Annotated in this window: 10 protein-coding genes and 7 tRNA genes; 8 read left to right on the top strand and 9 right to left on the bottom strand. The window is 64.2% G+C overall.

Annotated elements, in window-relative coordinates:
• Nucleotides 1–100: 100 nt before the first annotated feature.
• The 6 genes from AWC14_RS19800 to AWC14_RS19775 all read right to left on the bottom strand — a co-directional run bounded on the left by AWC14_RS19800 (nt 101) and on the right by AWC14_RS19775 (nt 1,683).
• Nucleotides 101–172, bottom strand: a tRNA-Gly gene (locus AWC14_RS19800).
• Between the two features lie 21 nt (nt 173–193).
• Nucleotides 194–265: transfer RNA gene (locus AWC14_RS19795), tRNA-Lys, on the bottom strand.
• Between the two features lie 23 nt (nt 266–288).
• Nucleotides 289–361, bottom strand: a tRNA-Lys gene (locus tag AWC14_RS19790).
• 13 nt (nt 362–374) lie between these two features.
• Nucleotides 375–462 (bottom strand) — tRNA-Leu (locus AWC14_RS19785).
• A 14-nt stretch (nt 463–476) separates the two neighbouring features.
• Nucleotides 477–564: transfer RNA gene (locus tag AWC14_RS19780), tRNA-Leu, on the bottom strand.
• A 741-nt stretch (nt 565–1,305) separates the two neighbouring features.
• Entirely contained in the window at nt 1,306–1,683 is a 378-nt protein-coding gene (locus tag AWC14_RS19775; RefSeq protein WP_085241407.1) for a hypothetical protein, read from the bottom strand.
• A 189-nt stretch (nt 1,684–1,872) separates the two neighbouring features.
• Here AWC14_RS19775 and AWC14_RS19770 point away from each other — a divergent pair, with 189 nt between their 5' ends.
• The gene (locus AWC14_RS19770; RefSeq protein WP_084025202.1) at nt 1,873–2,373 is read left to right on the top strand and encodes a helix-turn-helix domain-containing protein; all 501 of its coding nucleotides are present in this window, start codon (nt 1,873–1,875) and stop codon (nt 2,371–2,373) included.
• Nucleotides 2,374–2,375: 2 nt separating this feature from the next.
• Here AWC14_RS19770 and AWC14_RS28370 read toward each other — a convergent pair whose 3' ends face one another.
• Nucleotides 2,376–2,981 carry a DUF3298 domain-containing protein gene (locus tag AWC14_RS28370; protein WP_224164059.1) on the bottom strand — a complete coding sequence of 202 codons (606 nt, stop codon included), beginning with the start codon at nt 2,979–2,981 and terminating at the stop codon, nt 2,376–2,378.
• Between the two features lie 864 nt (nt 2,982–3,845).
• Between AWC14_RS28370 and AWC14_RS19760 the strand changes: the two genes are divergently transcribed.
• The 6 genes from AWC14_RS19760 (at nt 3,846) to AWC14_RS19735 (ending at nt 8,366) form a co-directional block, all read left to right on the top strand.
• Nucleotides 3,846–3,918 (top strand) — tRNA-Trp (locus AWC14_RS19760).
• Nucleotides 3,919–4,071: 153 nt separating this feature from the next.
• A tRNA-Thr gene (locus AWC14_RS19755) sits at nt 4,072–4,146 on the top strand.
• A gap of 164 nt (nt 4,147–4,310) precedes the next feature.
• On the top strand, nt 4,311–6,158 hold the full coding sequence (locus AWC14_RS19750) for an ATP-binding protein (protein ID WP_084264264.1): 1,848 nt from the start codon (nt 4,311–4,313) through the stop codon (nt 6,156–6,158).
• Nucleotides 6,155–6,574 carry an HIT family protein gene (locus AWC14_RS28365; RefSeq protein WP_224164060.1) on the top strand — a complete coding sequence of 140 codons (420 nt, stop codon included), beginning with the start codon at nt 6,155–6,157 and terminating at the stop codon, nt 6,572–6,574. The genes AWC14_RS19750 and AWC14_RS28365 overlap by 4 nt, the downstream gene beginning before the upstream one ends.
• A 374-nt stretch (nt 6,575–6,948) precedes the next feature.
• The gene (locus tag AWC14_RS19740; RefSeq protein WP_142281768.1) at nt 6,949–7,755 is read left to right on the top strand and encodes a hypothetical protein; all 807 of its coding nucleotides are present in this window, start codon (nt 6,949–6,951) and stop codon (nt 7,753–7,755) included.
• A gap of 128 nt (nt 7,756–7,883) precedes the next feature.
• A complete protein-coding gene (locus AWC14_RS19735) occupies nt 7,884–8,366 on the top strand; it encodes a hypothetical protein (RefSeq protein WP_084262547.1) in 483 nt (160 codons plus the stop codon).
• Nucleotides 8,367–9,247: 881 nt separating this feature from the next.
• Here the strand turns inward: AWC14_RS19735 and AWC14_RS28360 are convergent.
• Complete coding sequence (locus AWC14_RS28360) at nt 9,248–9,502, bottom strand: hypothetical protein (RefSeq protein ID WP_142281767.1); 255 nt, start codon at nt 9,500–9,502, stop codon at nt 9,248–9,250.
• On the opposite strand from AWC14_RS28360, the gene AWC14_RS28355 reads away from it, so the two are divergent.
• A complete protein-coding gene (locus tag AWC14_RS28355) occupies nt 9,497–9,829 on the top strand; it encodes a helix-turn-helix transcriptional regulator (RefSeq protein ID WP_236722351.1) in 333 nt (110 codons plus the stop codon). The two genes, AWC14_RS28360 and AWC14_RS28355, sit on opposite strands and share 6 nt — an antisense overlap.
• Before the next feature lie 153 nt (nt 9,830–9,982).
• On the opposite strand, the gene AWC14_RS19725 is transcribed toward AWC14_RS28355, so the two are convergent.
• On the bottom strand, nt 9,983–10,279 hold a 297-nt coding region (locus tag AWC14_RS19725; RefSeq protein ID WP_211282307.1), incomplete at its 5' end, for a transposase.

Raw genomic sequence — 10,279 nt, 5'->3', positions numbered from 1 at the left:
ACGTCGCGGGCCCAGCCGAAAACAACCAGCCCCCAAGCTGATTGGCGCTGCATGACCCAATACGGGTCAACTCTTAGCCTCTCGGTCACAACCGCAATTGAGCCGGTGACGAGCCTCGAACTCGCCCCTTCAGTTTGGAAGACTGATGTGCAGCCTGTTACACCTCACCGGCCTTATAGTCTTGAAACTCCGGTGCGCCGTGAGGGTTTCGATCCCCCGTCTCCAGATTAAGAGTCTGGTGCTATCCCAACTCAGCTAACGGCGCGCGCGTGTGTGTCCTGTTATCGGTGGGCCGCCCGGGACTCGAACCCGGAATTCAAGGGTAAAAGCCAAGAGTGATACACGATTTCACCAACGACCCGATGTGTCTGCTGTGCGCCCGGCAGGGGTCGAACCTGCACGCCCTATTACGGGCACCGGAGTCTGAATCCGGCACGTCTCCCACAATTCCGTCACGGACGCTTGACACCGCGAAGTGCGCTCGGCAGGACTTGAACCTGCACGCCCGTAATGGGCACCCGGGTTTGAGCCGGGCGCGTCTACCATTTGTTCCGCCACGAGCGCGGATGCCACCACTGTGTAGTTCTCAAAGGTCTTACAGCACAGGCAATATCGGCCTGGACTGCCGCGGTGCACACGGTTTGGCCGGTGCGGTGCTGCAAACGATGGTGCAGCATGCAACGCGGCGTGTAAAGGCGATAAGTCAGCGGCGATTCGTTGTAGCCCAATGGAATTGGGTGCAGCGAACTACAGGAATGTCAGGCGACGTTCCTGTCAGCGCAAACACTGAGACTGAGATATTTATGAGAGTTTTCTTCAGGCCCATGCTTCCGGCCGGGGCGCACACCCACTGGTGGGGCGGAAGGTTGACGAAATGACCGGAAGCACACTGGCTGACTAAAGCCGAGGCGCTCTTTCATCGTCCGGGCAGCGGCATTGACGCTGATGGTTTCCGCGCACAACAAAGCCACCGTGGACCCAGCGGGTATCCCGGCGAGCAAATCGTCGTGACGGAACATCGTCATGCATTCACGGTAACACCTAGGTCAGACACATCAGAGCATCAAAACGACGGCGACCAGCCGGCTGCCCAGTGGCCACGCCCATGCGACACACTGCGACCAACACCCAGCGTCTGGCGCAATCCAGAACCGCGAGATCGGAGCGCAGGGTCCTCACGAGCCTCGACGGCGCGTCGGGTTTCAACGTCGACGAGCCGCGAATTTCCGCTAGACGCCGGTCGGGTCGATTCCCGCGGCGTGGCCAGGCGCCACCATTGTCGCCGGAACAACGATCTGCCGGAACTTAGCGAGTTGGCGAACGTAGCTGACGCAGCGTGGATTCGACGCGCTGTACCGCGAACGTGCGCGCCACCTCAACCAGTCTGGCCTCCTCGGCCCTGAGGGCCTCCCCATGCCAACCCGATGCGGGCAACTTGCGAATCCGCTCGTTGGCATTCTCGGCGATCTTCTCGAGGTCCAAGCGCAGGTGGTCCGCCAACACCTCCGTGCCCGGGTTCGCAACCGAAAACTCAGGCGGCCACAAACCTTGCAATACCTGCGCTCGGCAATCCCGCGCGTCCTGGACAGTGTGCGGAGCCGGATCGATTCGCGCCTCGGCCAACGCTCGTTCGGTCGACCGACGCAACCGCCGACGCGACGACAGCCAACCGACGAGACGCACCAGAAAAGCGTATCGACGGCGCCCCATCACAGCGCGTCCACGCGCTAAGCCTGAGGTGCATCGGGACACCATGGCCGGGCGCTCGCCGGTCCGTGATTTCGCGGCGGCCCCATCCCGCCCAGCGCCTATAGCAGTGAATGCTATAGGCTGGCGGTTGTGAGTTCTAAAAGCGCCCTGCTGCGCAAGGTCATGACCGACACCGGCACAACCCAATCCGAACTGGCACGCCTCAGCGGAGTCCACCAGCCAAGCATCAGCCAATTCCTTTCCACCAAAGTCGACTTCACCGACGAACTGCTCGACCGACTCCTCTCCTGCATGGGATACCGCCTCGAAATCACCCGGCACGCCACAACCGCTGACCTGACACCTTCTGAGCGCCGCTCCTGGCTATTGCATCGGCAGCTGGCCACCCATCTCACACGCTCTACGCTGCCGCAATGGCGGGCGACCATCTTGGCTAACCTGGATCGCTTGCGCAGCGGCGTCCGCGGCCAGCCACACCGCCGCAACATCGACCGATGGCAAACAATCGTTGAACACGGCGACATAGCCGGCCTTCGCCGGGCACTGACCGGACTCGACCGCGACTGCATCGAAATGCGTGAGGTAACCCCGATGGCCGGCCTGCTCCCCGATGAGGAACGCAAGAAAATTCTCCGAGACATCGCGCGCAGCCGCACCACTTGAGATCAGCCCTGCGTGAGCGCCTTCATGTCGGCGGCCAGCACGTCGCTCAGCGCCGACCAGGGCACGGTGATCACCGGCGATCCGTGCCCAAGCTGACCATCACGGAAGTGGAGCTCTATGCCTGCGGCGGTTGGAATCCAGTTAGCGAAATTCGCCTCTACCGGCCGGTTCCCGGGTTCGTCCGGCATCGGCCCATCGCCGTGGCCGTAAACCTTGGGCCAAATCGCCTTGGTCTGTTCGGATAGCCGGTTCAAGCCGTCGTGCTCGTTCGCAAACAGATCTTTCAAGGTGATCAGAGACGCGGTGCGGCTGTCGATGACGACCGTGTTCACGTAATCGATAGGATGAGCAGCCCTGTCGGCGTAGTAGACACCGGTGAGGACTTCCCCAATTGCGGTTGGCCGAAATGTCACTGCCGATTTCACCTCGAGGTTCCAGGAGCGCACCCCGTCGGCGTCGGAGCGGGCCTGGTCGATCTGCGCGCGGGCGGAGGCGTCGCTGGCTTTGTTGAATGCCTCGGCCACTGCTGGGTCACCGCCCGAAAGCTGCCCGGCTCGCGCATGCCAGTGCCCCGCCCCGTCAGGGGTAGCGCCGTCGATGGCGGCCATTGTGATGTTGTAGGTCTTGCCATTCGAGACACCCGATTGCCCGGCGTTGGGCGCTGCAGGAGTACTTGTCGACGCCGAGGGCGTCGCGTTGGGCGAACCCCCTTGTGCGCTAGGCGAGTTCGGCCTGCGATTCGCGCAGGCCACCAACGAGACGGTGATGACAGCTACAGCGGTAGCTGCGGTGAGTACCGAAAGGGCACGTGGCATCCAAATTTCCCAACGGCTTCAGTGTCGTTACGAGTCAATTCTGGCTTACAGCCGGCGACGGCTCGGGACCAATCGCTCGGCGAAGTTGCCCCCACGCGGGCGGCGCCACGACGAGCCGCCGCCGATGTCGGCCCCTGGCTGTTACCGTTAGAGCATGTCCTTGTTCGTGACGCGCTACGCCGGCACCGAACCGAGCAGCCTCGGATCGGTTTCTTCGGCGTGGAATCTGCGCGTCACACAACTCCAGCTGTGGCCGCGCTCCCGACCCAATCAACCTGTCTGCGTTTCAACAGGCGTGTGGCCGGGTCGGGAGGAAGGCCTGAAGAAGAATTTCTTCAACAATTTGCTACAGGACATCACCGCTGCTAGGCGCGTCCCGCGACACGCCTAGAATTCAGCACACCCTTAACCCACAATTACCGCAGCTCACTGCGGGTTTTTCTCCGTTGACATGCCTGTGGCCGGGGGTGTTTACTAGCCCTCGTCGCCCGCTGTCAGGGCGTGCACGATTGTTAACTACACAGTGGATCTGATCGCGCTTTTGCGGAATCAGTGGCCGCGACACAGGGCCCGAATCCGAGACCCGTCGGCCGTCCAGCTTCGAATCCCGCAAGAGCGCGAATCGGGCCAGCCCCCGCAATGGGGCCGGCCCGTCAGGCGGGCGTAGCTCAATTGGGAGAGCGGCGGTCTCCAAAGCCGCATGTTGCAGGTTCAAGTCCTGTCGCCCGTGCTCATCGCCGTCAGCTCACCAGCCCAAGTAGCGGATCCCCTGGCGGCGGACCCAGAGTTCGACACGAAATGTGACGACGGGGGCCGTTGGAGAACATTTCGGCCAGATCCACTGGCCCACAAATGATCTCCTCACTTAAAGACCATCTCGAACGCCTCTTTAGCTCAGTCGGTTTAGAGCAGCTGTCTCGTAAACAGCCGGTCTCCGGTTCGATTCCGGAAAGAGGCTCAACGAAATCGCATTCGCGGTAATCCAATTCGGGAGACCAACTCGGCCGGCGGCGCACCGAGTGCCCGTCGGTATACCGGTTTTCCGCCGGCGGATACGGTGGGTCGCCGCATCGGCGTGTCAACCACTGCGAGCCCGCACACCCGCAGCATAACCTTGAGTTTATGAATGTCGGCGGATCCACCAGCGCGAGCGACCTCGTGCTCGCCGACAACCTGCATCTCCCCCTGTCCAGCATCACCGAAACCTTCGCCATCCTGGCCAACCGAGGCTCAGGCAAGTCCGCCACCGCGCACCGCCTCGTCGAGCAAATGCACCGCGCCTACCTTCCTGTCGTCGTGCTCGACATCAAAGGTGACTGGTGGGGCATCAGATCCAGCGCCGACGGAAAGGGTCCAGGTCTACCGTTCGTCATCTTCGGCGGCGATCACGGCGACGTTCCGCTCGAGCCCACCGCCGGCGAGCTGCTGGCCGACCTGATTGTCGACGACCGGGTCCCCGCGGTGCTCGACCTGTCCCATATGAGCAAAACCCGGGCCCGAGCCTTCACCACCACCTTCGCCGAACGCCTCTACACCCGAAACCGCGACCCGTTGCATCTCCTCGTTGAGGAAGCCGACGTCCTTATCCCGCAACGCGCCGCAGCCGACACCGCTCGCCTGCTCGGCGCGATGGAAGACCTCGCCAAACGCGGCCGTAGCCGCGGCATCGGACTCACCGTCGTCACCCAACGGCCGCAAGAAGTCTCCAAGTCAGTCCTCGAGTTGATGGAAACGGTCATCCTGCTCCGCATGACCGGGCCGCGCTCCATCAAGGCCGCCCAGGACTGGATCCGCGTCAACGCCGCCGACGACGACACCCAGGCCAGTGAGGTCATTGCCACGCTGCCCTCACTCGAGACCGGTGAAGCGTGGGTATGGAGTCCCGCGTTCCTGCGCCTGCTCACCCGCACCAGGATCGCGCTATTTGAGACCTTCGACTCCCACGCCACCCCTGAGCCGGGACGTGCACGGATCATCCCGAAAAGCCGGGCAGACATCGACTTGGAAAAACTCAGCGCCGAGATCGCGGCCACCGCTCAACGCGCCAAGGACAACGACCCAGCCGCGCTGCGCCGCACCGTCGAATCACTGTCCCTGGAACTTGACGCCGCCCGCGCCGACCAACAGTTGCTTGCCGGGAAAGTCAGCGACTACGAGCAGCAGTTGGCCACCAAGGATGACACCATTGCCGAACTAGCCGACCGCATCGACGACCTCCTGGCACGCCCGCCCGAGCTGCCGCCCGGCATGACCGAAACACTGCACAGCGCAGCAGAACTCATCAACACGGCGCTCACCGCACTGGATTCCCCGGCAGCAGCCGGCCCGCCGCGGGCCCAACCCCCGCTTGCGGCCATGCGCGCCCGCCCGCGCCACGTCACGCCCCCGCGATCGAGCGACGTGCCCACCCCAGCAGCGCCAGCGCCTGCCGTCGCGGTGACGGCCACCGGCAGCCCAACTGAGGATGTCCTTCGATTCCGGGCGGGCGCGGTCCGGATGCTCGAATCGCTGGGCCGAATGGCGCCGCTGCGGCTCACCAATGCCCAGTGGGGCACGGTCGCCAAGATGAAACACACCTCCGGCACCTGGTCGACCTACCTTCGTGAGCTTCGCCGCGCAGGGCTGCTCGACGAAACACCGGATGGGACCACCCTTAGCGATGCCGGCTTCGCCTACTTGGGTGGTCGGCCCGCGCCAATGACCGGCCGCGAGCTGCAGCAGCACTACCTGAAGATCCTGCGCGCCGGGGCCGGCCGCATGCTGCAGGCCCTGATCAACGCCTACCCGCATGGCCTGACCCGGGAAGAAATCAGCGAGCAGGCGCAAATCGCCGCGACGTCGGGCACCTTCTCCACCTACCTGCGCGAACTGCTGCGTAACGGGCTCGTCACCGACCGCGGTGGCGTCTTGGTGGCCGGCGACATCCTCATGCACGGAGCTGACGCCGGCAAGGAAGGTGCGAGCGCGTGATCCCTTGCCCACGTTGCGGTTTCGAGCTGCGGATCCCGCTGGCAGCGCTGCCGGCGGCCGACGTCGGCCTCTACGACGACGGGCGATTCCCGGGCCGCCTCATCGTTGCGGCGCGCCCGCACTTCAACCACCTCGACGAGATGCCCGCTGACGTGTTGTCGGACTTCACGCGGGACGTGCAGATGGCGGCGCGGATCCTCCGCGGCCTGAACGACGTCGTGCGGGTGAATGTCGCTGTCCTCGGCAACCGCGAGGAGCATGTGCACGCCCATCTCATTCCGCGGCGGCCGACGGATCGGAATTTTGGGCTCGCTCCGTGGGATCAGGCTCCTGACCGGGTGCCGTTAGCCGACGGCGAGTGTCATCGCCTCACCGCCTTGCTCGCCCAGGCATTTCGCAGCCGGGCAGCGTCGTGATGAGTCGGAGTGTTCGGAAACCGACTACGCGCCCAGGCTCTCGATCGGCCGAGCTCGGGGGCGCGCCGTTCGAGGCAAACGGCCGCCCCGCAGCGGCTTTTGACAGACTCGCTGCTGTGTGGGGACGGATGGTGGTCGCGCCTTGGTGGGTGCACTGGCTAGTGAGCGCACTGGCGACCGCGGTTATGTTGGCCGCGATTGCGGCGGCGATGTTCCCGAATTTGGTCGCTGTGATCGGCTGGCTATGGGGCCTGGTTGCGTTGGCGGGGTTCAGCCTGGCTCTCGCCGCACCGCTGGTGGTCATCCAAAACCCGATGCGGCGAAGCTGCGCCGCACAACTCGCCGGGTTAAACGATGGGCAGCGCACCCACGCGATGAAGGCGTTGCGCCGCGGCGAGGTTCCGTCCGATCCGCGCGTTCTGGCGGCGGCGATCCGGGTGGGCACCATAAACCTGGCATACCTGCGCTGGGCCGCGCGATGGCAGAAGACGACGCAGTGGTGGCTGCCGGCGCTCTATATCTTCATTGGGGTCCTGACGTTCATCGGCGATGAGACGCGCAAGGGTCTGCTCTGGGTCGGATTCGCGCTGTTCTTCGCAGCCAACTTCGCATGGACCGCTTACAGGTCGCGGCGGCTAACGCAACACGTTGAGCGCCTACGCGGCGCCGCCGCCGACATCCCTGAAGCAGCGTCGGCGGCCGCCGAGACCGAGGACTCGGTCGCATTGCCGAAACGCCGCATCTGGGTGGCGGTGGTGACGGTTGTTGTCGTTGGAGCCGGCTTCGGAACAGCGGCATATCTTTCCGGACAATTCGATAAGCAAACACCGGATTGTCGCACCGCCGACTCCGTCGTCGACTTCATCCACGCACACCCCGACATGTTCGACGCTCGGTTGATCACCCCTGGTGGTCCCGGCCTGAACAGATACCAGGACTGGTCGGATCAGCTGAAAACCTATGCGCGGCAAGTGTCAACGCCGGATATTTCGCGCCACCTGCATCGCATCGCCGACCTCTCCGCACAAGCGGTATCGCTGGTGCAGGACATACGAAAAGATCCGCTAGTCAGTCCGTCACCGGATGTCATCCGCGATCACGAAACCGCCTATCAGAACACTCTGACTCAGTTGGTCGCCGAAGAAGGCGACCTGGTCTCCGCGTGTCACCCACGCCACTGAGATTGAGATGAGCCCGACAACGTTATGGCGGCGATGTCCCCACATGATTGCGTTGATCAAGCTCCGGGGCCTGCTCATACTTCTGCAATGCGGCATGGCGTGACCAGCGTCGGCGTCTGGGCGATCTGGTGAGTGCGGACGGGTGCTTTGCCACCGTTTTGATCGACGACGAACTGTGGCGGTCGCTGGTCGCCTTCGACGGGCAGCACCCCGCGGCCTGGGTGCATGGATGCGCGCTCGAGCATGACCACGGTGGGGACCACAGATCTCCGCCTTACCGCGCCGGCGGGCAGGTCTACTGGGTGCAATGGGACGAAAGCAGGAAACCGCGGCTCATCACGGCTGCCGAGCCCACGCCGCCCGGGCGCAACGCCCACACACAGGTTGAACCGCCAGATCAGGCGCGGCCCTCGCCACGGCCGGCCACAGCTCACGCTTTCCGAGCTTCGGTTCCTGAACCGGAACAGCCGGATGGGCCGAAATCGACGTCTCAGACCGATGCGCTGTGGGCGATCGCCGCCGCCCTGGAGCGCATCGCCGACGCAATCGCCGGCGCGTTCAATTCCGGCGAAAGCCGGGGTCGGCATCGCGACGACGTTGACCGCACATAGCCGACCCACAATTACTAAGACGGCCCTGCCACGGCCCTCTACCCACCCCCGTGATGGCCCCGTCGATAACGGTGCAACTCGCGGCGTGCAATGAAATCGCCGTAGGCTAAGAGGTATTCGGTCAGTCACCAGCGATCAGCATTCCCCGATGGCTCCGCGATCTATCACCCCGAGTCGTCCCGGTATATACCCCTGAAATCACCCCACCATGGCCCGTTATTGCCGACGCATCTCCCCTGCTAATCCCCCGCATGCTCTCTGCAGAGGCCCGACATGTAAGCCCTCGTGCGCCGACCTGCCGTCGCTAATCCGCTGCGAACAACTGTGCGACACACACCCGGGCGTATCGACCCTCGCAACCCTGTTCGAACCTTGAGATATCCCACATGCTCACCACAACACGCCCCTGACTGCACGACACCAACGCCGTACCGCGAAAGTGGATTCATCGTGTTCTCAATGTCTTTGGCGGAATTCGCCATGCACTCAAAGGCCCTGATATACCCGCGGCCTCGCACCCTGAATTCACCCCTATCAGCCCGCGCGCGCTGCCACGCAGACACCCCGAACGCCCCTGATCATGCCCGGCGGCAGGTTCACCAGCACGTTCGAATCGGCGGAAACCTGGCGCTCGTGCCGGGCGTGCATCCAACCCGCTCGCCCGTGATCCCATCACCGGCCGCCATTCCTGAGCAGGGGAAATAGACACCGACTGTTTCAACGGCACCACCAAGGCGGACGCGTCCACGCCGGGCTGGGTGAACAGCCTCGCAGTTAACTCATAGGCACCTGCCCGCGCTGCACCGTCAGCGCTCGCGCCCATCCCCTTCGGCGCACAACGGTTCCCAGCGCACGCATCTACGGCCCGCAGCCCTGCCTCGTCACCCGCCGACGTCAGGCCTGCCGGATGGCGGCGGGTTGGCGGCGCGACGCTGGACGTCTTTTAGGCTGTCGCGCACCGCTTCCCACAACGTTGCAAAGCTGGTCGCCGCAGGCAGGTCTCCCCGTATCGTGCCCGGCTCGTCGACGTGATCGCCGAGCGCAGCGACCGCGGCGCGCGCAAGCTCCACGAGCGTCAGGTCACTGATCTGCAGCATGACTTGGTCGTCGCTGACGTAGCCCACTCGACGGTGCATGCGTGGGAGGCCGGGACGCGTACCCCGCAGGTCGATCTTCTGGTGCGGGTGATGGCATTACTGGAGGCCCCGATCGACGACGTCGTGACGATTGCCCCCGACGAGCGCTACCCGGGAGACTGGCGGGTGATCCGCGGGTTAACCCAGCCGCAATTAGCCGCGGCGGCCGGCATCGCCACTAACACGCTGCGGGGGATCGAACGCGCCGACCAGGGCCTCACTGCCGCGAACGCATCCGCGTTGGCCCAGATCTTGGGCATCTCCGTCGAGCAGTACCGGGCCGCATATCAACGGGCGCGCCGCCGCCCGCCCGGGACGCCAGCCTGACCTCCGCGCCGTGCATTCGTCGCTAACCGTGCTGAAGACGCGCGAATTCTGCTCGGTGATCGCAGCGCGGCCCGGCGACTTTCCCGCAAGGGTCACGTCCCGTGGAGTGGTGTAAGAGCGGTCGCGTGTCCGCGTGTGGCTCTGTGGTAGCCACTATGCCGTGAGAGCGGCTGTGGGGGCAATGGTTTCGGCACTTTGGTCACTGACGTCGAGCAGAGCGAGGCTGGTCTCGGAGAGGTAGCGCTTGTCGGCGACCTGCCATTCGTCGTGGGCCTCAACGAGTACCGAGCCGGCCAGCCGTAACAGCGCGGCGGGGTTGGGGAACACGCCGACGACGTCGGTGCGGCGTTTGATTTCCTTGTTCAATCGCTCCAGTGGGTTGGTTGACCAGATCTTTTTCCAGTGGGCCACCGGGAAGTCGGCGAAGGCGGTGATGTCGGCGGCGGCCTC

This window comes from Mycobacterium kyorinense, from assembly GCF_002101735.1.
GTDB classification, from domain to species: Bacteria; Actinomycetota; Actinomycetes; order Mycobacteriales; family Mycobacteriaceae; genus Mycobacterium; species Mycobacterium kyorinense.
This window is presented reverse-complemented; position numbering and strand designations above follow the sequence as displayed.

Excerpts from the sequence above, each read along its gene's own strand:
- AWC14_RS19770 (WP_084025202.1), top strand. The coding sequence starts at position 1,873 with ATGACCGACACCGGCACAACCCAATCCGAACTGGCACGCCTCAGCGGA.
- AWC14_RS19740 (WP_142281768.1), top strand. The coding sequence starts at position 6,949 with ATGAAGGCGTTGCGCCGCGGCGAGGTTCCGTCCGATCCGCGCGTTCTG.
- AWC14_RS28360 (WP_142281767.1), bottom strand. The coding sequence starts at position 9,502 with ATGCACCGTCGAGTGGGCTACGTCAGCGACGACCAAGTCATGCTGCAG.
- AWC14_RS19750 (WP_084264264.1), top strand. The coding sequence starts at position 4,311 with ATGAATGTCGGCGGATCCACCAGCGCGAGCGACCTCGTGCTCGCCGAC.
- AWC14_RS28370 (WP_224164059.1), bottom strand. The coding sequence starts at position 2,981 with ATGGCCGCCATCGACGGCGCTACCCCTGACGGGGCGGGGCACTGGCAT.